Raw genomic sequence first — 20,587 nt, forward strand, 5'->3', positions numbered from 1 at the left:
GGTTTCCTCCATGGTTCCTCCATGGTGTTCGTCCATGGTGTCGTCCAGGACGAGGGGCGGACGGGTACCCCCAGGGGGTAGCCGCTGATGTCTCAGGTATACCCCCCTGGGGTATATTTGGCAAACCTCTCGCCGGGTCGGTTGCGGATACCCCCCAGGGGTATAGAGTCGAGACAGTTCGACAGATGCGGCAACGCCGACCCGAGAGGACACGCCATGAACACCGGCGCAAAGATCACCGCCTTCGCCGCCGCGCTCGCGGCCACCTTCGGCACCGCCTACGGCGTCGGTACGGCGGTCGACCCCGCCGCCCCGGAGCGGAGCTCAGCGGCCCACTCGGAGCACGAGAACCCGGCCCCCTCCGGCCACGGCGGACACCCGGACGCGACCCCCGCGGGCCTGCAGATCACCGAGGCGGGACACACCCTGGACCTCAAGACACCGCGCGTGACCGCGGGCGAGAAGACCGAAGTCCGCTTCGCCGTCCGCGACCGGGACGGACGGCAGGTGACGTCCTACCGGCGCGAGCACGGCAAGGAACTGCACCTCGTCCTCGTCTCCCGCGACCTGGCCACCTACCGCCACCTGCACCCCACGCGCGCCGCCGACGGCACCTGGAGCACCCCCGTCGACCTGCCCACCGCCGGCACCTACCGCGTCTTCGCCGACTTCACCCCGGACACCGAGAACGCCACCGACCTCACCCTGGGCGCGGACCTCGCCGTCTCCGGCACGTACAAGGCACCGGCCCCGCCCAAGCCCTCCGCCACCACCACGGTCGACGGCTACACCGTCACCCTCAACGGCGACCTGCGTCCCGGCGAAGCCTCCGCCCTGACCCTCGACGTCAGCCGCGCCGGCCGCCCGGTCACCGACCTGGAGCCCTACCTCGGCGCCTACGGCCACCTGGTCGCGCTGCGCTCCGGCGACCTCGCCTACCTCCACGTCCACCCGAACGGCGAACCCGGCGACGGCACCACCGAGCCCGGCCCCGGCATCTCCTTCACCGCCACCGCGCCCAGCGACGGGACGTACCGCCTCTTCCTCGACTTCCAGCACCGGGGCACCGTCCGCACCGCGGCCTTCACCGTCCGCACCGGGCCGAAGGCGGCCGCCGAAACGCCGAAGCCGACGACCACCGGAGAGACCGGCGGGGAGACCGGCGGGGAGACCGGCGGGGAGACCACCGGAGAGCACGGCGACGGCGACCACCGGCACTGATCCCACCCGGGCGCATCACCTGCCCGAAGAACTCGCGTGCCGCTGTCTATCCCGTCGCCTCCCGTTCGACATCTTGATGTAGGACGCATCGCCCGGAGCCCACAGGACCTGATGAGGGAACACATGGATCAGCTGCTGCGAGTACAGAACTTCACCGTGTCGAGCGATGGCATCGCCGCGGGCGAGGACCAGAGTCTGGAGCGGCCCTTCGGCCACGCCGTCGATCCGGCACGGCTCATGTCCTGGGCCGGCGCCACGGCGAGCTGGCCCAACCGCACCGAGCCAGGGGGGAGCCGGGGCCTCGACGACTACTTCACCCGGGACTTCAGCCACAACATCGGCGCCGAGATCATGGGCCGCAACAAGTTCGGGCCCCAGCGCGGCCCGTGGCAGGACCACGAGTGGCAGGGCTGGTGGGGCGACGAGCCGCCGTTCCGCACGCCGGTGTTCGTCCTGACCCACCACACGCGTCCCTCGTTCACGCTCTCCGACACCACGTTCCACTTCGTGGACGGCGAGCCCGCCACCGTGCTCGCCCAGGCCCGGGAGGCCGCGCAGGGCAAGGACGTACGGCTCGGCGGCGGCGTGACCACCGTCCGGGAGTTCCTGGACGCCGACCTGGTCGACACCCTGCACGTGGTCGTCGCGCCGGTGGAGCTCGGAACCGGGCTGCGCCTGTGGGACTCGTCCGACGAGCTGCTGGACCGGTTCCACAGGGAGGTCGTGCCCAGCCCGAGCGGTGTGACGCACCACCTCTTCTGGCGCAGGTGACGAGCGGGCCCCGCCCGGTGTCACCCCGCGCGTATGACGGCCGCCGCGGAAGGGAGCGTCCGTCCCTCGCGCGCGGCCCCTGTGGGGCTCCGTCGCACCCGGCGCGGCCGGGGCCGTGCCGGCCCGCATCGTCCACGCGCTGGGTGCCGCGAGGACGTCCGCGGACGCCGCGCCCTCGGGGGCCTGACGGCGGCTCGGGCGGGGCGCGTGGGATTGCCGGGCCCCGACGGGGAGCGGCCCCGAGTCCGTGCCCGGAAGACCCGCTCACGTCGGGCGGAGCGGATGCCTGGGCCCCGTCAGGAAGGAGCCGTGCCATGGCTGTTCGGCTGGACACGGACGGCTGGTCGCTCCTCGCGGCCGGGGTCACCGTCCTCTACGCGGCGGCGACGCACTGGTGCATGCCGACTCCCACCGCGAGGCTGCACGCGTTCGCCGCCCCGCTGGCCGGCTGGGTGTTCCTGCTGCCCAGCGCCATGGTGAAGGGCTACTCCGTCGAGCGCACCCTCTACCTCTACAGCGGCGTGCTGCTCACGATCCTCGTGGTCCTGGTGCCGACCGCCAGGAGGGCCGCGGCGGACATCAAGGAGCAGGAGGACAAGCCCTGGGACAAGGTGCCCCTCAACACCTTCTCCCCGTACTGGATGATCGGTTCCGGGACGGCCTGCACAGCCCTGGGGGCGTACCTCTGGCCGCACCTCGGCGCCGCCTGGGAAGCGGGGCGGCGTCACAGGTGGCGGCGGCGAGTCGTCCCCGAACTCCCCCGAGTCGTCCCCGAACTCCCCCGGGTTGTCCCCGAACTCCCCCGGGTTGTCCCCGAACTCCCCCGGGTTTGTCCGTGATCCGTAACGGACGGATCCCCGCGGAGCCCTCCCCCGTCCTGTCATGTGGTCCCCGACGTGATCGCGGACCGGCGGCGGCGAGGAACTACGCGAAGGCGGGGCGGCGGACATGGCGCGACACGGTGGCGGGCGGGGCTGGTACGGCAAGGTCGTCGGGGCGGCGCTCGGTGTGACGATGCTCGCCGTCGGCGCCTCGGTGTGGACCGCGCAGGCCGACTCCGTCGGCGTCGGCGCGACGCCCGGGCCGTCCGCGTCGGCCACGCCGGGCAACGACACCAAGCCGGTCGACGCCGGCATCGTGCACGCCTCGGACGCGGGACCGCGCGGCGTGAACATCACCATCGACGACGGCCCCGACCCGGCGTGGACGCCCCAGGTGCTCGACCTGCTGGAGGAGTACGGGGCGAAGGCCACCTTCTGCATGACGGGCGTTCAGGCCGAGGCCCACCCGGACCTCGTGAAGGACGTCGTCGCCGCCGGGCACCGGCTGTGCGACCACTCGGTGTCGCACGACACCGCCATGGACAAGAAGTCCGAGGCCTACCAGTCCAAGGAGATCCTCGACGCCGAGCGCATGATCACCGAGGCGTCCGGGGGCGTCCGCCCGATGTACTACCGGGCGCCCGGCGGGGCGTTCACCCCCTACAGCCGCAGGCTCGCCGCCTCCCACGGCATGCGCCCGCTGGGCTGGAACGTGGACACCAAGGATTTCGAGCGGCCCGGCACGGAGGCCATCGTCACCACCGTCCAGCGGGAGCTGGCCAATGGTCCGACGATCCTCTTCCACGACGCCGGGGGCGACCGCACCCAGACCGTCGAGGCCCTGCGGCAGGTCCTGCCCTGGCTGAAGGAGCAGGGCCACACCTTCGGGTTCCCGGTGCGCTGAGCGCGGCGTTCGCTCAGACCGTCGGCGCCGGCTCCGGGGCGGGGGCCGTGACCGGACGGCGGCGGGTCGGGATGCCGAGGGTCGGGTTGGCGACGCCCCAGGCCGCGGACTTGCAGACCAGTTCCTTGTAGAGGGCGGCGAGCCGTCCGGTCAGGGCCGCGCCCACGGCACGGTCGTCGGCGGTGACGTACTGGATCAGTCCCTGGCCGCGGCCCAGCGAGATGCACTGGTTGAAGTAGCGCGGCGTCACCTTCGGCAGCTTCCCGTCGGTCAGCCGGGCGGCGATGGCGTCGGCGGCCTGCCAGGCGGTGGGCACGCCCGAGGCGCACGACATCCGCAGCGGCTTGCCCCCGGGGCCCGCCGCCAGCGCGGCGTCGCCGACGGCGTAGACGTCCGGGTGGGACACCGAGCGCATGGTCGCGTCGACCACGATCCGGCCGGTGTCGCAGACGTCCAGCCCGGTGGCCTTCGCCAGGGGGTGGACGGCGAAGCCGGTGGTCCACACCGTGACGTCGGCCGGTACGGCCGTCCCGTCGGCGGTGACGACGTGGTCCGCGGCCACCTCGGTGACGGCGGTGTTCTCGTACGCCGTGACGCCGAGGGCGGCGAAGACCTTCCGCAGGTGGCGGCGGCCCTTGGGGGAGAGCCAGTCGCCGAGGCCGCCGCGGGCCGTGAGCGACACGTCGAGGTCCGGGCGGGCCTCGGCGATCTCGGACGCGGCCTCCAGGCCGGTGAGCCCGCTGCCGACCACGACCACGGACCGGCCGGCCTCCAGCCCCGCCAGGCGCTCGCGCAGCCGGAGCGCTCCCCGGCCACCGGCGATCTCGTGGGCGTGCTCCACGGCACCGGGGACGCCCTGCGGGTCCCAGGCACTGCCGAGGGCGTAGACGAGCGTGTCGTACGCCAGCTCGCCGGCGCCGTCGGGACCGGTGACGAGGACGGCCTTGCGGTCGACGTCCACACCGGTGACCCGCGCGATCCGCACGTCGACGCCGGTGTTCGCGAACATCTCGTCGAGCGGCCGGGCCCTGAGATCCTGGCCGACCGCGAGCTGGTGCATCCGGACCCGTTCGACGAAGTGGGGCTCGGCGTTCACGAGGGTAAGGGCGGCGTCCTCGCTCCGCAGGCGCCTGGCCAGCCGGCCGGCGGCGACGGCTCCGGCGTATCCGGCGCCCAGGACGACGATGCGGTGCCGCGGGGTGTGCTGCATGGCGTGCTCCCTTGTCTCCGGCCGCTGAGGGCTCTCTCCAGCGGGACTCGCCCCTTGAACCGGGCGGCCCGCGGATTCCTGACAGGAGCAGGGAGTGACCTGAGTCACATTTCACGGGGGGGTCAGAAGGCCTGGAGCAGGGGCTCCCCGTGGTCGGCGGCGGCCCACCGACGGGTGGCGCGTTCGAGCTTGTCGGGGTTGACCTGGTTGCGGACGCCCGCGAGCCCCTCGGGCGTGACCTCCAGGCACATGATCCCGATGACCCGGCCCTGCACGACGGCCACGAGGGCGGGGTCGCCGTTGGCGGTGACGGCGTAGATCTCGGCGGGACCGCCGGTCAGGGCGCGCTTGGCCTTGCCGGGCTTGAACAGGCCCCGCAGGAACGTCGCCACGGCGCGGGCACCCTCGAACGCCTTGGCGTGCGCCGGGACCTTCCCGCCGCCGTCGCCGATCGACACCGCGTCCTGGGTGAGCAGCCGGACCAGCGGTTCGGTCCGGCCGCTGGTGGCCGCCGCGAGGAACTCGTCGACGATCCGCCGGGCCGCGGCCTCGTCGACCTCGGTGCGGGCCGTGCCCCGCGCGACGTGCTTCCTGGCCCGGTGCAGGGTCTGCTGGCTGGCGTCCTGCGTGATGTCGAGGATCGCGGCGATCTCCCGGTGCGCGTACCCGAACGCCTCCCGCAGGACGTACACCGCCCGCTCGGTCGGTGAGAGCCGCTCCAGCAGGGCGAGGACCGCGAAGGAGAGCGACTCGCGCTGCTCGGCCGTCTCCGCCGGGCCGAGCATCGGGTCGCCGGCGAGCAGCGGCTCGGGCAGCCACTGCCCCACGTAGGTCTCCCGCCGGGCGCGGGCCGAGGTGAGCTGGTTGAGGCACAGGTTGGTGAGGACCTTGGTCAGCCAGGCCTCCGGGACCTCGACGTGCTCGACGTCGGCCGCCTGCCAGCGCAGGAAGGTCTCCTGCACGGCGTCCTCCGCCTCGCTCGCGGAGCCGAGGAGGCGGTAGGCGATGGCCTCCAGACGGTGCCTGGAGGCCTCGAACCGTTCCACGTCGCGCACGGTCAGTGCCATGGCCCGGAGTCTAACCGCGCCTCAGCGCCCGGCCGCCGGGGCCACCAGGTCCCGCAGCGCGATGTTCAGTTCCAGCACGTTCACCCGCGGTTCGCCGATGAAGCCGAGCGTGCGGGAGCTGGTGTGCTCGTCCACGAGCCGCTGGACGCGCGCGGCGGGCAGGCCGTTCTTCTCGGCGACCCGGCGCACCTGGAGGTCGGCGTACTGCGGGGAGATGTCCGGGTCCAGTCCCGAGCCGGAGGAGGTGACGGCGTCCGCGGGCACGTCCTCGGGCCGCACCGGGTGGCCGGGCACGGAGTTGTCCTTCACCACGGCGGCCTTGGCCTCCTTCACCCACCCGAGCAGTTCCGCGTCGTCGGCGGAGCGGTTGGTGGCCCCGGACAGGATGAGGTCGTACCGGGTGTTGACGCTGTTGGTGCCGAGGCCGTTCCGGGGGCGGCCCTGGAACCACTTCAGGTCCGGCTGGGGGGTCTCCTGGCCGTCCCGCAGGGGCAGGTTGTACGCCTGGCCGATGAGGGACGAGCCGACGACCCCGCCGCCGTCCGCGGTGACCTCCGAGCCGTTCGCCCTCCCGGGGAACAGCCCCTGGGCGAGGCCGGTGACGACGAGCGGGTAGACGATGCCGGTGACGACGGTCAGGACGAGCAGGGCGCGCAGGCCCGCCGCGAACAGCCGGGCGCCGTTGGTCAGCGAAGTGTTCATGTCGGTCAGCCGATCCCGGGAACGAGCGAGACGATCAGGTCGATGAGCTTGATGCCGATGAACGGGGCGACGAGGCCGCCCAGCCCGTAGACGGCGAGGTTGCGGCGCAGCATCCGGTCGGCGCTCATGGGCCGGTACCGCACGCCCTTCAGCGCGAGCGGGACGAGCACCACGATGATCAGCGCGTTGAAGATCACCGCGGACAGGATCGCGGAGGACGGGGAGGACAGGCCCATGATGTTGAGCTTGTCCAGGCCCGGGTAGACGGCCGCGAAGAGCGCCGGGATGATCGCGAAGTACTTGGCGACGTCGTTGGCGATGGAGAACGTCGTGAGCGCCCCGCGCGTGATCAGCAGCTGCTTGCCGATGCCGACGATCTCGATGAGCTTGGTCGGGTCGGAGTCGAGGTCGACCATGTTGCCGGCCTCCTTGGCGGCCGACGTGCCGGTGTTCATGGCCACGCCGACGTCCGCCTGGGCCAGCGCGGGGGCGTCGTTGGTGCCGTCGCCGGTCATCGCGACCAGCTTGCCGCCGGCCTGCTCCCGCTTGATCAGCGCCATCTTGTCCTCGGGCGTGGCCTCCGCGAGGAAGTCGTCGACGCCCGCCTCGTCGGCGATCGCCTTGGCCGTCAGCGGGTTGTCGCCCGTGATCATGACGGTCCTGATGCCCATGCGGCGCAGTTCCTCGAACCGTTCCCGCATGCCCTGCTTGACGACGTCCTTGAGGTGGATGACGCCGAGGACGCGGGCGCCGCGCTCGTCCTCGACGGCGACGAGCAGGGGGGTGCCGCCCGCCGCGGAGATGCGCTCGACGGCCGTGTCCGCGTCCTCGGCCACCGTCCCGCCGCGCTCCCGGACCCAGGCGACGACGGAGCCGGCGGCGCCCTTGCGGACCTGGCGCCCGTCGGCGTTCACGCCGGACATGCGGGTCTGCGCGGTGAACCGGATCCATTCGGCGCCGACCAGTTCGCCCTGGTGCCGTTCCCGCAGGCCGTACTTCTCCTTCGCGAGGATCACGACGGAGCGGCCCTCGGGCGTCTCGTCGGCCAGTGAGGAGAGCTGGGCGGCGTCCGCCAGCTCGGCCCCGGTGGTGCCGCGCACCGGCACGAACTCGGCCGCCTGCCGGTTGCCGAGCGTGATCGTGCCGGTCTTGTCGAGGAGCAGCGTGGAGACGTCGCCGGCGGCCTCGACCGCGCGGCCCGACATCGCCAGCACGTTGCGCTGCACCAGGCGGTCCATGCCCGCGATGCCGATCGCGGAGAGCAGGGCGCCGATCGTGGTCGGGATGAGGCAGACCAGCAGGGCCACCAGGACGACCAGGTCCAGGTGGGTGCCGGCGTAGTCGGCGAAGGGCGGGAGGGTGGCGCAGGCCAGCAGGAAGACGACGGTCAGCGAGGCCAGCAGGATGTTCAGCGCGATCTCGTTCGGCGTCTTCTGCCGGGCCGCCCCCTCGACCAGGTTGATCATCCGGTCGATGAAGGTCTCGCCCGGCTTGGTGGTGATCTTGACGACGACGCGGTCGGAGAGCACCTTGGTGCCCCCGGTGACCGCGGACCGGTCGCCCCCGGACTCGCGGATGACGGGCGCCGACTCCCCGGTGATCGCCGACTCGTCGACCGAGGCGACGCCCTCGACGACGTCGCCGTCGCCGGGGATGACGTCCCCGGCCTCGCAGACGACCAGGTCGCCCACCGTGAGTGCGGTACCGGGGACCGTGCTGCCGTCCACCCGGCGGGCGAGGGTGCCGGTCTTCGCCCGGCGCAGGGTGTCGGCCTGGGCCTTGCCGCGGCCTTCGGCGACCGCCTCCGCCAGGTTGGCGAAGAGCACGGTCAGCCAGAGCCAGGCGCTGATCGTCCAGCCGAACCAGTCGCCGGGGTCGGTGAAGGAGAAGGCCGTGGTCAGGACGGAGCCGACGAGGACGACGAACATCACGGGCGACTTCACCATCACCCGCGGGTCGAGCTTGCGGAACGCGTCGGGCAGCGAGGTGAGCAGGTGCTTCGGGTCGAAGAGGCCCGCGCCGACGCGGCCCGCGCCGGGCTGGTGCGCGGCGGGTGCGTCGTCGTGCGGCGCCCGCTCCGGGGTGCTGGCTGTGGACATGGAGTCCTCTTGCTTCCGCGTGTCGGTGGTCATGCCAGCCCCTCGGCGAGCGGGCCCAGGGCGAGGGCCGGGAAGTAGGTCAGACCGGTGATGATCAGTACGGCGCCCACCAGCAGCCCGGTGAACAGGGGCTTCTCGGTGCGCAGGGTGCCCTGGGTGGCCGGCACGGGCTGCTGTCCGGCCAGCGAGCCGGCGAGGGCCAGGACGAACACCATCGGCACGAAGCGGCCGAGGAGCATGGCGAGACCGAGGGTGGTGTTGAACCACTGGGTGTCGGCGTTCAGGCCCGCGAAGGCCGAGCCGTTGTTGTTCGCGGCGGAGGTGTAGGCGTACAGGATCTCGGAGAAGCCGTGCGCCCCGCTGTTGGTCATCGAGTCGCCCGGGGTGGGCAGGGCCATCGCGGCGGCGGTGAGGACCAGGACCAGGGCGGGGGTGATCAGCAGGTAGCAGGCGGCGTACTTGATCTCGCGGGTGCCGATCTTCTTGCCCAGGTACTCGGGGGTGCGCCCGACCATCAGGCCCGCGATGAAGACCGCGATGACCGCCATGACCAGCATGCCGTAGAGGCCGGAGCCCACCCCGCCGGGCGCGATCTCGCCCAGCATCATGCCGAGCAGGGTGATGCCGCCGCCGAGGCCGGTGAAGGAGGAGTGGAAGGAGTCCACGGCGCCGGTGGAGGTGAGGGTGGTCGACACCGCGAAGATCGACGAGCCGCCGATGCCGAAGCGGACCTCCTTGCCCTCCAGCGCGCCCCCGGCCGCCTGCAAGGCGGGGCCGTGGTGGGCGAACTCGGTCCACATCATCAGGCCGACGAAGGCGAGCCAGATGGTGGCCATCGTCCCGAGGATCGCGTAGCCCTGGCGCACCGAGCCGACCATGACGCCGAAGGTGCGGGTCAGGGCGACCGGGACCAGCAGGATCAGGAAGATCTCGAACAGGTTGGTGAAGGGCGTCGGGTTCTCGAAGGGGTGGGCGGAGTTGGCGTTGAAGTAGCCGCCGCCGTTGGTGCCCAGCTCCTTGATGACCTCCTGCGAGGCGACCGCCCCGCCGTTCCACTGCTGCGAACCGCCCATGAACTGGCCGACCTCGTGGATGCCGGAGAAGTTCTGGATGACCCCGCAGGCCACCAGGAGCACCGCGCCGACGACGGCGAGGGGCACCAGGACGCGGACGACACCGCGGACCAGGTCGGCCCAGAAGTTGCCCAGTTCGCCGGTGCGGGACCGGGCGAAGCCGCGGACCAGGGCGACGGCCACGGCGATGCCGACGGCGGCCGAGACGAAGTTCTGCACGGCCAGACCGGCGGTCTGCACGACGTGGCCCATGGCCTGCTCGCCGTAGTACGACTGCCAGTTGGTGTTGGACACGAAGGACACGGCGGTGTTGAACGCCTGGTCCGGGTCGATGGCGGCGAAGCCGAGCGAGCCGGGCAGGACGCCCTGGAGCCGCTGGAGCAGGTAGAGGAAGAGGACTCCGGCGAGGGAGAAGGCCAGCAGACCGCGCAGGTACGCGGGCCAGCGCATCTCCGTGTCCGGGTCGGCGCCGATGCCCTTGTAGATCCACTTCTCGACCCGCAGGTGCGTGTGCGAGGTGTAGACCCTGGCCAGGTAGTTGCCGAGGGGGACGTAGGCGAGCGCCAGCGCGGCCATGAGCGCGAGCAGCTGGAGCACGCCGGCGAGGACGGGGCTCATGCGGTGCTCAGAACCTCTCGGGGTGGATCAGGGCGAGGACGAGGTAACCGAGCAGGGCGACGGCCACGATCAGGCCGACGATGTTCTCCGCGGTCACAGCTTCGTCACCCCCTTGGCGACCAGGGCGACGAGCGCGAACACCGCGATCGTGGTGACGACGAAGGCCACGTCGGCCATCGCGAGCTCCTAGTGAGGTGCGGAAGAGAAGCTGACAAGGAGATAAGAGCCCTCTTCCGACCGGTTTCGGCCACCGTTGACGGCTTCCATACGGTGATGCGAACGCCTTTGACACGTCTCTGACGACGGGACCGACGGGACGGTCCCCGAGCGCCCGAGGACGACGAGGCGCAGGAGCACGCAGCGCGCCGGCGTGCGGCTCGGTGCCGAGCAGGGTGGACGCCGGGCGTGGCAGAAATGACCGATGCCTCCGTGGTGCCGCTCATGGCACCACGGAGGCATCACCGGCGATCGGCTACTCCGGGAGCCCGTGGGCCGCCACGCGCTTCACCGTTCCCCCGGCCAGGCGGTAGGACAGGCCGACGACCGCACACCGGCCGGCGGCCACCTCGGCCGCCAGCAGCGCCGAGCGGCCCACCAGCCCGTCGACGCTCCGGCGGATGTGCTCGTCCACGAACTCGTCGACCCCGGTGCCGCCCAGGGCGCGCGCCGCGAGCACGCTCGGGATCACCCGCTCCACCACGTCCCCGAGGTAGCCGGCCGGGGCCGTGCCGCCGCCGTGCACGGTTTCGGCGGCCGCGGTGACCGCGCCGCAGGAGTCGTGCCCCAGCACCACCACGAGCGGTGCGCCCAGCACCTGGACGCCGTACTCGACGCTGCCCAGCACCTCCGCGCCCGCCACATGGCCGGCCGTGCGCACCACGAACAGGTCGCCCAGCCCCCGGTCGAAGATGATCTCGGCCGCGAGCCGCGAGTCCGAGCAGCCGAAGAGCACCGCGAACGGATGCTGGCGCGGGGCCAGTTCCGACCGGCGGTCGGCGTCCTGGTTGGGGTGCAGGCGGTCACCGCTCACGAAGCGGGCGTTGCCCTCGAGCAACGCGGCGTAGGCCTCGGCGGGGGAGGAAGGGCTCAGATCGGGCATGGGTGCACGGTACTGGCTCGGCGGCCGGACACCGGGTGACTGGCCGACCGGGCGGCGGGGCGGCGAAGTGGCGGGTCGGCGGGGTGCCGCGGCGCTACGCCGGTGGTGGTCCCGGCTCCGGCTGTCCCGCTCTCAGATCCGCGAGCAGTTCCGCCTGCCCGGCGAGCACGCCGGAGAGGATGCCGCGCGCGACCCTGAGCAGCTCGGCGACCTGCGGGCTGGTCAGGGAGTAGTACACGGTCGACCCCTCCTTGCGGGAGACCACCAGGTTCGACCGGCGCAACACCGCGAGCTGCTGGGACAGGTGAGCCGGCTCGATCCCCACCTCGGGGAGCATCTCCGCCACCGCGTGCTCCCGCTCGCTCAGCAGTTCCAGCACGCGGATGCGCGCCGGGTGGCCGAGCGTCTTGAAGAACTCGGCCTTCAACTGGTACAGCGGCGTGCTCATCGCGCCATCGCCTTCCTCGCACCGCGGCGGCGCGGCCCGGTCGCCCGGCCCCGGACGCCCCGTGTCCGCCCCGTCCTCATCAGCATGCCGCCCATCCTCGCCCGAGCCACCCCTCAGGCCGAATCCGCGGGGGCCGCATCCGGCCTTGCGGAGCGGTGCCCGGTTACTCCGACCGGCCGTGGACGGACGGCATGCCCCGGGCCGCCGGGCGAGGGTGGACGGAAGGCGATCCGCACGGCGGGAATCGAGGCAGACGCGATGGCGGAGGAATGGCGGCGCTCACCGGACGAGGCGAGCTCGGCCGACGAGGGCCCCGGCCCGGACTCCGGTGGGGGATCCGAAGCCCGCCCCGACGCGGGCCCCGACGCCGGCCCCGACGAGCCGTACGCCTCGCTCCTCGACCTGCCGCTCAGCTCCGACCTGAACCGCATCGGCGAGCAGCTGCACGCCCTGGCCCGCGCCCAGCGGACCTTGCAGGAACTGCTCCAGGCGGTGGTCAACATCACCGGCGAGCTGGAGCTGCCCACGGTGCTGCGCCGCATCGTGCGCACCGCCATGGACCTGGTGGGCGCCCGCTACGGCGCCATGGGCGTCCTCGACCAGGAGGGCAGGCTCTTGGAGGAGTTCATCCCGCTGGGGCTCACCACCAAGGAGCTGGCCGATCTGGAAGGGGTGGAGCTGCCGCGGGGCAGGGGCCTGCTCGGGCATCTGATCCACCACCCCGAGCCGCTGCGGGTCATCGACATCGCGCGCCACCCGGAGTCGGCCGGCTTCCCGCCGGGGCACCCGCCGATGCGCAGCCTGCTCGGGGTGGCGATCAGCGTGCGCGGCCGGATCTACGGCAACCTCTACCTCTCCGAACGCAAGGACGGGCAGCCCTTCGACCGGCACGACGAGGGCGTGATCCGGGCGCTGGCCGGCACGGCGGGCGTGGCGATCGAGAACGCCCGGCTCTACCAGCGGGTCCAGAACAGCAGCGAGCAGTTCCAGCGGCTGCTGCTGCCCCGCCTGCCCGACCTGCGGCCCTTCACCGCGGGCGCGGCCTACCTCCCGGCGAGCGCGCCCGCCGCCGTGGGCGGCGACTGGTACGACGCCATGCTGCTGCCCGGCGGGGCCTGCGCGGCGGTGATCGGGGACGTCGTGGGGCACGACCTGCGGGCCGCCGCCGACATGTCCCAGATCCGCAACATGCTGCGCGCCCTGTACTACGACCAGGACGCCCCGCCCAGCACCTCCCTCGCCCGGCTCGACCGGATCATGGACGCCGCCCTGGACGAGGCCCCCGTCGCCACGGCGCTCCTGGCCCGGCTGGAGCCGGCCGACGGCACCTGGCAGCTGCGGTGGTCCAGCGCGGGGCACCCGCCGCCGCTCGTGGTGCTGCCCGACGGGCGGGTCCACTACCTGGACATGGAGCCCGGACTCCCGCTCGGGGTGGCGCCCGACCTGCCCCGGCCCGACCACTGCCGTCCGCTCCCGGTGGACAGCACCGTCATCCTGTTCACCGACGGCCTCGTGGAGGTCCCCGGCCAGCCGCTGGACCGGGGCCTGGACTCCCTGGCCGTGACCGCCTCCCGGCTGGCGGGACTGGCACCCGAGGAGCTGTGCCGGGCCCTGGTCACCCACCGGCCCGGCAACGGCCACGACGACAAGGCCGTCATCGCCCTGCGCACCCCGCCCCTGACGGGCTACGGCTCCTCGTGAACCCGGCCCGCGCACCTCACAGCGGGAGGGTGACCCAGATGCTCTTGCCCCGGCCGTCGCCGTCGCCCCGGACCACCGCGGTGCCGCCCAGGGTCCCGGTGAGCTCCATGACGGTCGCCAGGCCACCGGTCCCGCGGCCGGCGGTGCCCTCGCCGCGCAGCCGCGGCCGGTGCGGGTGCCGGTCGTGCACGGCGAAGGCCAGGCAGCCGGCCCCGGCCGCGTACGTGACGGTCACCTGCTCGCTCGGCGGCGCCGCGTGGCGGACGCTGTTGGTGACCAGCTCGCTGAGGATCAGCAGGGCGGGCGCCACGACGGGGTGCCCGGGGTTCACCCCCCACTCCGCGAGGGCCTGCTCGGCGGTCTCGCGGGCCACCCGGACCGCCGGGGGCGCCGCGGGCAGGGTGAGCACGTGCCGGTGGGACAGGGGCTGGAGCTGGGTGCTCATCGCGTCTCCACATGAGAACCCGGTCCGCGGCTGCCTGACCGGGGTCCACAGCATCCAACGACTTGCGAACTTTCGCAATTCAGCAGACGTGCGGATCCGGGGCTCCCGGGCCGCCCCGCGTCGCGGTCCGCGTCGCTCAGGCCGCCTCGAGTCGCGGTTCCGGCCGCGCCGGCGGTACCGCGGTCACCGGTTCCCACGCCTTCGTGGTCCGTACGTAGCCGTGGATCACCGAAGCCATCGCCAGCAGCAGGAGCGGCCCGAAGACCCACGGGTGCCGGGCCATCTCCGGCGCCAGGTAGCGCGTCGACGCCAGGATCGCGGTGAACACCAGCACCCCGTGGGCGACCAGCAGGCTCCCCGACCGGTCCCAGCCGCGGTCCAGGGCGCGCAGCCCCGCCTCGACCGTGACCGCGAACACCACGCCGGCGACGAGGTCGATGGCGTAGTGGTAGCCGAATCCCAGCGTCGCGGTGAGCGTGGCGACCAGCCAGAACGCGCCCGCCCAGCGCAGCACGCGCGGGCCCTTCCGGGAGTGGATGAAGATCACGGTGGCCCAGGCCGTGTGCAGGCTGGGCATGCAGTTGCGGGGAGTGACCCCGTCGTACGTGAACGGGTGGGGCGAGCCGATCGGCGGGGGGGTGTGCGGCCACAGGTCGGCGATCGCCCAGTCGGTGCCGCCGGTGCCGAAGGCGCCGCCGCCGTAGGCGAAGACCGGTCCGACGACCGGGAAGATCATGTAGATGCCCGGTCCGAGCAGTCCTATCAACAGGAAGGTGCGGACCAGGTGGTGGCGCGGGAACCGGCGCTCGGCCGCCACCGTGCGCAACTGGTACAGGGCGACCACGACCGCGGCCACCGCGAGCTGGACGTAGACCCAGTCCAGTACGTGCTCACCGACCGCGCCCGTGGCCTCGACGGCCCGGCCCATCAGCCACGAGGGGTTGCCCAGCGCGTGGTCGGCGGTCGCCACGTACGGGTCGAGGACCTGCGGGCGGGTCTTGGACGTGATCAGCAGCCAGGCGTCGCCCGTCTTGCGCCCGGCCACCAGCAGGAGGCCCAGCCCGACGCCCTTCAGCAGGAGGATCCGTTCGGGGCCGGTGCGTCGCGTCAGGGCGAGGACCCCGCAGCCCAGGACCACCCACAGCGCGCCGTTGCCGAAGGAGTGGCTGCCGGAGGCGGGGGCCCCGGCCCCCCACCGCACCAGTACGACGGCGAGGTCGATCCCGACCGCGACGGCCGCCGCGACGAACCGCTGGCGCCAGGTCAGCACCACCATGGTCAGTGCCAGACCGGCGTAGAGCAGGGGGCCCGAGGCGGGGGCGAACACCAGCTCCTTGGCCTGGTTGGTCATCGGCCCCGGCAGGCCGTAGCGGCGCGCGGCGATCTCCAGCGCGATGAGGAACGCGAGGGTCGCCGCACCCGCCACGGCCCAGAGTCTCGCCCGCGCCCGGCGCCCGGGTATTCGCGGAGTTTCCCGTGATGACATGCACAGGAAACTAGCCGATCAGCGACTGGGCTCCGGCTGCCAGGCGAAGCCGTCCGGGTCGGCGAACGGGCGGCTGCCGCCGGAGACGACGAGACGGTGCGAACCGGTGCCCTCGGCGGACACGCCCGCGACCTTGGCCAGGGCCCGGCGCTTGTAGAGGGAGAGCTTGACGGTGTCCGGGCCGGTGGCGAACTCGACGTACTTGCCGCCGAAGCTCTTGCCCACGGTCAGGCCCCGCTCGACGTAGAACCGCTTGGTGGCCCTGACGTCCTCGACGCCCAGGAGCAGCACGATCTCGTCCACGTCGCGGGTGATGGGCGCGGTGTCCTTCTTCGCCGACGTCGCGATCTGCCAGACCGTGCCGTCCGGTGCCCGCACGACCCCGCCGTAGCCCCACAGCGACTTCGCGGCGGGCTTGAGGACGGTGGCGCCGGCGTCCACGGCGGCGGTGAAGAGCGCGTCGACGTTGCCGGGCTGCGCCACCACGAGCGACAGCGTGAAGCCGCGGAACCCGCTCGTCGGTGCGTCGCCGGCGCGGACCCGCACCCGCGATCCGTCGAGCCCGAAGGCGTCGGAGTAGAAGCGGGCGGCGGCCTCGGGGTCGGCCACCTCGAGTGTGACGGAGTCGATGGAGTTCATGCCTTCGACGGTAGGGGCGGCCGGTTCCGCCGTGCTTCTCGAAAACTGACCGGTCGTCCGTTCGTTCAGCCGCTCGGGCCCGGCTCGCCCGCGCGCGCCCCCGCCGGGAACCGCGACCCGGCGGCGGCAGAAGTCGGCCCCCGACCCGGGAATATTCCCGCGACGCCGATCGGCCCAAGATTGTCTCCGACGCCCGGCCGAACACGGCGTGCTAGTGTCGAGGGAAGTTGCAGTTGTGGTTGCCTGAAGGTTTTGTCCGACGGGGTGATCATCGCGGCGACCGGAGTGCACACAGGGTGAACTCCGAGCACCGTACCGAAGGAGAAAACATGGCTTCCGGCACCGTGAAGTGGTTCAACGCCGAAAAGGGCTTCGGCTTCATCGAGCAGGACGGCGGCGGCCCCGACGTCTTCGCCCACTACTCCAACATCAACGCGCAGGGCTTCCGCGAGCTGCTCGAGGGCCAGAAGGTGACCTTCGACATCGCGCAGGGCCAGAAGGGCCCGACGGCCGAGAACATCACCCCGGCCTGACGCTCACGCACACTCCGCAGCTGGGGCCCGCACCTTGGGGTGCGGGCCCCAGCTCGCCGCGTTTCCGGGCGCACAGCGCCCCACCCCGCCGCGGGGGCCACCGGCTTCTCCCCGCGCGTTCGCTTCACCCGTGTTTCCCGCAATTCACCGATTCTCCCGGTCCCCTCGGCCCACCACGCCGAAACCGACCGGGCCGGCTCGTTCTTGCGATTCCCTGCGCCGCTCGTCCGCTGCGGGTCTCCCTTGATACGTGCCGTATCAAGGAAGGTTCCCCATGAACCGCACACGCACCAACGACCGCCGACGCACCGGCGAAGGCCCGCGTCGCTCCCGGTCGGGCGGCCGTCCGCAGAACTCCGGCCGCCGTCCGGCCGCCGCCCCCCAGGGCGGTGAGTTCGCACTGCCGAAGACGATCACCCCGGCGCTGCCCGCCGTCGAGACGTTCGCCGAACTCGACCTGCCGGCCCGCATGCTGGCCGCCCTCGGCGACCAGGGCGTGACCGTGCCCTTCCCGATCCAGGCGGCGACCCTGCCGAACTCCCTGGCCGGACGGGACGTCCTCGGCCGCGGCCGCACCGGTTCCGGCAAGACGCTCGCCTTCGGCCTGGCCCTGCTGGCCCGTACGGCGGGCAGGCGCGCCGAGCCGCGGCGTCCGCTCGCGCTGGTCCTCGTCCCCACCCGCGAGCTGGCCCAGCAGGTCACCGACGCGCTCGCCCCGTACGCCCGCGCCGTGGGCCTCAGGTCGGCCACCGTGGTCGGCGGCATGTCCATCGGCCGGCAGGCCGGGGCGCTGCGTTCCGGCGCGGAGGTCGTCGTCGCGACACCCGGACGGCTCAAGGACCTCATCGACCGCGGCGACTGCGCCCTCGGCGACGTCACGATCACGGTGCTGGACGAGGCCGATCAGATGACCGACATGGGCTTCATGCCGCAGGTCACCGCGCTGCTCGACCAGGTGCGGCCGGACGGGCAGCGGATGCTGTTCTCGGCCACCCTCGACCGCAACGTCGACCGGCTGGTGCGCGGCTACCTGACGGACCCGGTGGTCCACTCCGTCGACCCGTCGGCCGGTGCCGTCACCACGATGGAGCACCACGTGCTGCACGTGCACGACGAGGACAAGCAGCGCGCGACCGTCGAGATCGCGGCGCGCGACGGCCGGGTCATCATGTTCCTGGACACCAAGCACCGGGTGGACCGGCTGGTGAAGCAGCTGCTGAAGAGCGGGGTGCGCGCCGCCGGACTGCACGGCGGCAAGTCCCAGCCGCAGCGCACCCGGACCCTCGCCCAGTTCAAGGACGGGCAGGTGACGGCGCTGGTGGCGACCAACGTCGCGGCCCGCGGCATCCACGTCGACAACCTCGACCTGGTCGTCAACGTGGACCCGCCCGGCGACCACAAGGACTACCTGCACCGGGGCGGCCGTACGGCCCGCGCCGGCGAGTCCGGCAGCGTCGTCACCCTGGTGACGCCGGACCAGCGGCGCGAGATGACCCGGCTGATGTCCTTGGCCGGCATCACCCCGCAGGTCACCCCGGTCCGCTCGGGCGAGGCGGAACTGGCCCGCATCACCGGTGCGCAGGCCCCTTCCGGTGTCCCCGTCGTCATCGCCGCACCGGTCGTGGAGCGCCCCCGGCGCGCCGCCTCCGGCGCGGGTTCCTCCTCCCGCGGTCGTCGCGGCCGTTCCTCGCAGGGGCGCGGTGGTGGCGGACAGGGTGCCGGCAGCCAGCCCAACCGCAGCGGCGGCACGCAGCCCCGCAGCGGTCAGGGGCGGTCCGCCGGTGAGGCCCCGCGCCGCAGGCCGCGCCGCCAGTCCGCGGGCGGCTCGACCGGTTCGACCGGCTCGGCGGCCTAGGACCGCCGGGGCGCCCTCGGGGCGCCCCGGGCCCGCACGGAACACCCGCACCTGGAACACCCGCACCTGGAACGTCTGGACCATCTGGAACCCTGGGACTCCCCGCCCCGGGACCGCACGGACCCATCCGCCCCATCCCCGCTTGTGGAGGCATCATGCGCTGTGTCATCGCCCGGTACCCGTTCGACCTCACCAAGGGCGGGGTGCTGGACTCCATGAAGGGCATCACGCCCGAAGCCGTCACCGGTGAGTCGGTCACGATCGGCCGTCGCCGCTACCCCGTCAAGCAGGTGGGCGAGGTCGTCACCCGGCAGGACCGGCGCGACTTCAGCGGCGCCGAGGTGACCCGCGCCATGGCCCGCCTCGGCTTCACCTGCCACCCCGCCCCCGGTGCCGAACCCGCGCCGGCCGCGCCCGCTCCCACGCCGGTCGAGGCGGCGTCCGCGCTGCTCGGCGGCGCCACCGTCCTCCCCCAGGAGCACTGAGGCTCAGGACAGTCCCGTGGCCCGGCCCCCGTCGTCCCAGCGGACCTCCAGCACGCGCTGGACGGCCGCGCGGTCGAGGGGGCCGTACACGTGCGGGAAGAGCGTGCCCTCGGGGACACCCGGTGGCGGCGCGGGTTCGGCGGCCTCCCACCGGCAGCTCGCGGTGAGCCGGTCCTCGTCGACCAGCAGCGCCACCAGCGGCCGGGGCGCGCCGCGGTAGAAGGCGTTGACGACGGCGAGCGCGGTCTCCTCGTCGGGCGCGCAGTGGACGAACCCGTCCTCCGCGAGGGAGACGGGCGCGTAGGGCCGGTCCGGGTCGGCGTCCCACTCGGCGAGCGGCACCAGGTGATAGATCATCGCCCCGTTGTAGCAGCCGTGCGGTCCGCGGCGCCCGTGCCGTACCGCTCTCGGGGGTCGGGCGCCGAGGGGGTGGGGGCCACTGTGCGGGGGGCCCTCGACGGTGCCTGCCGCACGGACGGGTCGCGCGGCTCGACCGGCGGCTCGGAGGTCGAGGGCGTGGCGGCGCTCGTGGTGCGCTCCTGCGTCGGCCGTGCGGGACCGGGGCGCCGCGTGGAGTCGTTCGGCGGGGCCGGGCTCGGCGAGGCCTCCGGCGTGGGGACGGCCGGGGCCGGGGCCATGGGTGGCACGGGCCGCGTGGGCGGGGCGGGGGCCGCCCAGTGCAGCGGCAGCGCGATCAGGGCGGCGGCGGCAGCGGTCGCCGCGGCACCGGCGGCGGCGCGCAGCAGACGCCGCCGGGACGCCGCCCGGCGGATCTCCTCGTAGCGGCCCGGCGGCGGGCCCAGGAATTCGGTGCCGGGACGCAGGACGACCAGCAGCGGATCGTCGCGGTCGCCGTCGCGGTCGGACCCGGGCTCGTCCATCTCGTCCTCAAGGCGTGTGGTCAAGGCTTCTCCTCAGATGGACGCGGAGCAGTTCGCGGGCCGCGTGCAGGTCGGCCTTGACGGTTCCCTCCTTGCGTCCGGTCAGCACGGACACCTCCCGGATCGGCATGTCGGCGTAGTAGTGGAGCAGGATCGGCACCCTCAGTCTCTCCGGCAGCGACTGTACGAGCAGCCGCACCGAGGGGTCGGTCTGTTCGGGGTGCGGGCGCACGGCGACCTCCGCGGTGACCCGGCGCACCGCCCGGCGCTCGCGCTCCAGCTTGCGCCAGTGGTCGCGGACGAGGTTGGCGGCGGTGACGTAGAGGAACCCGCGGGGCTCCTCCACGGACGTCCAGCGGGCCCAGAGCCGGGTGAACGCCTCGGAGGCGATCTCGTGGGCCGTCCCGTCGTCGTCGACGAGCCGGCGGCACCAGCCGGCGAGGCGCGGATACAGGGCGGCGAACAGCTCGGACGCCGCCCTGTCACGGGACCGTTTCAACGCTCTCCATGGTCGTGAGGGTATGCGGTG

22 protein-coding genes are annotated in these 20,587 nt (G+C 73.1%); 8 read left to right on the forward strand and 14 right to left on the reverse strand.

Annotation, left to right across the window (positions count from 1 at the left end):
* Positions 1-216: 216 nt before the first annotated feature.
* The 4 genes from IE94_RS0108325 to IE94_RS0108340 all read left to right on the forward strand — a co-directional run bounded on the left by IE94_RS0108325 (position 217) and on the right by IE94_RS0108340 (position 3,717).
* Positions 217-1,221: a hypothetical protein gene (locus IE94_RS0108325; RefSeq protein ID WP_051777368.1), complete on the forward strand. Its 1,005-nt coding sequence runs from the start codon at positions 217-219 to the stop codon at positions 1,219-1,221.
* Positions 1,222-1,344: 123 nt separating this feature from the next.
* Positions 1,345-1,992 (forward strand): dihydrofolate reductase family protein, encoded by a 648-nt coding sequence (locus IE94_RS0108330; protein ID WP_030180477.1) that lies wholly within the window; start codon positions 1,345-1,347, stop codon positions 1,990-1,992.
* 314 nt (positions 1,993-2,306) lie between these two features.
* Entirely contained in the window at positions 2,307-2,831 is a 525-nt protein-coding gene (locus IE94_RS40910) for a hypothetical protein (protein WP_245235199.1), read from the forward strand.
* 109 nt (positions 2,832-2,940) lie between these two features.
* Complete coding sequence (locus tag IE94_RS0108340) at positions 2,941-3,717, forward strand: polysaccharide deacetylase family protein (protein ID WP_030180481.1); 777 nt, start codon at positions 2,941-2,943, stop codon at positions 3,715-3,717.
* Positions 3,718-3,730: 13 nt separating this feature from the next.
* Here the strand turns inward: IE94_RS0108340 and IE94_RS0108345 are convergent, their stop codons facing one another.
* From IE94_RS0108345 to IE94_RS0108385, 8 genes are all read right to left on the reverse strand, one after another.
* Positions 3,731-4,927 carry an NAD(P)/FAD-dependent oxidoreductase gene (locus IE94_RS0108345; protein ID WP_030180482.1) on the reverse strand — a complete coding sequence of 399 codons (1,197 nt, stop codon included), beginning with the start codon at positions 4,925-4,927 and terminating at the stop codon, positions 3,731-3,733.
* Between the two features lie 122 nt (positions 4,928-5,049).
* On the reverse strand, positions 5,050-5,994 hold the full coding sequence (gene sigJ, locus IE94_RS0108350) for an RNA polymerase sigma factor SigJ (RefSeq protein WP_030180483.1): 945 nt from the start codon (positions 5,992-5,994) through the stop codon (positions 5,050-5,052).
* A 21-nt stretch (positions 5,995-6,015) separates the two neighbouring features.
* Positions 6,016-6,696 carry a potassium-transporting ATPase subunit C gene (locus IE94_RS0108355; RefSeq protein ID WP_030180484.1) on the reverse strand — a complete coding sequence of 227 codons (681 nt, stop codon included), beginning with the start codon at positions 6,694-6,696 and terminating at the stop codon, positions 6,016-6,018.
* A gap of 5 nt (positions 6,697-6,701) precedes the next feature.
* The gene (gene kdpB, locus IE94_RS0108360; protein WP_030180486.1) at positions 6,702-8,828 is read right to left on the reverse strand and encodes a potassium-transporting ATPase subunit KdpB; all 2,127 of its coding nucleotides are present in this window, start codon (positions 8,826-8,828) and stop codon (positions 6,702-6,704) included.
* Positions 8,825-10,486, reverse strand: a complete 1,662-nt coding sequence (kdpA, locus tag IE94_RS0108365) for a potassium-transporting ATPase subunit KdpA (RefSeq protein WP_030180489.1) — start codon at positions 10,484-10,486, stop codon at positions 8,825-8,827. Before kdpA ends, kdpB begins: the two co-directional genes overlap by 4 nt.
* Before the next feature lie 7 nt (positions 10,487-10,493).
* On the reverse strand, positions 10,494-10,583 hold the full coding sequence (gene kdpF / locus IE94_RS35300; RefSeq protein ID WP_037922167.1) for a K(+)-transporting ATPase subunit F: 90 nt from the start codon (positions 10,581-10,583) through the stop codon (positions 10,494-10,496).
* A gap of 375 nt (positions 10,584-10,958) precedes the next feature.
* Positions 10,959-11,585 carry a carbonic anhydrase gene (locus tag IE94_RS0108380; RefSeq protein ID WP_030180492.1) on the reverse strand — a complete coding sequence of 209 codons (627 nt, stop codon included), beginning with the start codon at positions 11,583-11,585 and terminating at the stop codon, positions 10,959-10,961.
* Positions 11,586-11,679: 94 nt separating this feature from the next.
* Positions 11,680-12,033, reverse strand: coding sequence for an ArsR/SmtB family transcription factor (locus IE94_RS0108385; RefSeq protein ID WP_030180495.1), 354 nt, complete (start codon positions 12,031-12,033; stop codon positions 11,680-11,682).
* Positions 12,034-12,291: 258 nt separating this feature from the next.
* Between IE94_RS0108385 and IE94_RS0108390 the strand changes: the two genes are divergently transcribed.
* On the forward strand, positions 12,292-13,734 hold the full coding sequence (locus tag IE94_RS0108390) for a GAF domain-containing SpoIIE family protein phosphatase (protein ID WP_030180497.1): 1,443 nt from the start codon (positions 12,292-12,294) through the stop codon (positions 13,732-13,734).
* Between the two features lie 16 nt (positions 13,735-13,750).
* Here IE94_RS0108390 and IE94_RS0108395 read toward each other — a convergent pair whose 3' ends face one another.
* The 3 genes from IE94_RS0108395 to IE94_RS0108405 all read right to left on the reverse strand — a co-directional run bounded on the left by IE94_RS0108395 (position 13,751) and on the right by IE94_RS0108405 (position 16,304).
* A complete protein-coding gene (locus tag IE94_RS0108395; protein WP_030180499.1) occupies positions 13,751-14,179 on the reverse strand; it encodes an ATP-binding protein in 429 nt (142 codons plus the stop codon).
* 136 nt (positions 14,180-14,315) lie between these two features.
* Entirely contained in the window at positions 14,316-15,605 is a 1,290-nt protein-coding gene (locus IE94_RS0108400) for a phosphatase PAP2 family protein (protein WP_030180502.1), read from the reverse strand.
* 78 nt (positions 15,606-15,683) lie between these two features.
* Positions 15,684-16,304: a VOC family protein gene (locus IE94_RS0108405; protein ID WP_030180505.1), complete on the reverse strand. Its 621-nt coding sequence runs from the start codon at positions 16,302-16,304 to the stop codon at positions 15,684-15,686.
* A gap of 329 nt (positions 16,305-16,633) precedes the next feature.
* Between IE94_RS0108405 and IE94_RS0108410 the strand changes: the two genes are divergently transcribed.
* The 3 genes from IE94_RS0108410 (at position 16,634) to IE94_RS0108425 (ending at position 19,177) form a co-directional block, all read left to right on the forward strand.
* A complete protein-coding gene (locus tag IE94_RS0108410; RefSeq protein ID WP_003975209.1) occupies positions 16,634-16,837 on the forward strand; it encodes a cold-shock protein in 204 nt (67 codons plus the stop codon).
* Positions 16,838-17,111: 274 nt separating this feature from the next.
* The gene (locus IE94_RS0108415) at positions 17,112-18,692 is read left to right on the forward strand and encodes a DEAD/DEAH box helicase (RefSeq protein ID WP_030180509.1); all 1,581 of its coding nucleotides are present in this window, start codon (positions 17,112-17,114) and stop codon (positions 18,690-18,692) included.
* Between the two features lie 155 nt (positions 18,693-18,847).
* Complete coding sequence (locus IE94_RS0108425; protein ID WP_030180512.1) at positions 18,848-19,177, forward strand: SCO5918 family protein; 330 nt, start codon at positions 18,848-18,850, stop codon at positions 19,175-19,177.
* Positions 19,178-19,180: 3 nt separating this feature from the next.
* On the opposite strand, the gene IE94_RS0108430 is transcribed toward IE94_RS0108425, so the two are convergent.
* From IE94_RS0108430 to IE94_RS0108440, 3 genes are read right to left on the reverse strand one after another with little or no spacing between them, the layout of a single operon-like run.
* Entirely contained in the window at positions 19,181-19,534 is a 354-nt protein-coding gene (locus IE94_RS0108430) for a DUF952 domain-containing protein (RefSeq protein WP_030180515.1), read from the reverse strand.
* Positions 19,531-20,082: a hypothetical protein gene (locus IE94_RS0108435; RefSeq protein WP_030180516.1), complete on the reverse strand. Its 552-nt coding sequence runs from the start codon at positions 20,080-20,082 to the stop codon at positions 19,531-19,533. The genes IE94_RS0108430 and IE94_RS0108435 overlap by 4 nt, the downstream gene beginning before the upstream one ends.
* A complete protein-coding gene (locus IE94_RS0108440; RefSeq protein ID WP_030180518.1) occupies positions 20,066-20,557 on the reverse strand; it encodes an RNA polymerase sigma factor in 492 nt (163 codons plus the stop codon). The genes IE94_RS0108435 and IE94_RS0108440 overlap by 17 nt, the downstream gene beginning before the upstream one ends.
* Positions 20,558-20,587: the final 30 nt, after the last annotated feature.

Source organism: Streptomyces violaceorubidus (genome assembly GCF_000717995.1).
Classification (GTDB): Bacteria; Actinomycetota; Actinomycetes; order Streptomycetales; family Streptomycetaceae; genus Streptomyces; species Streptomyces violaceorubidus.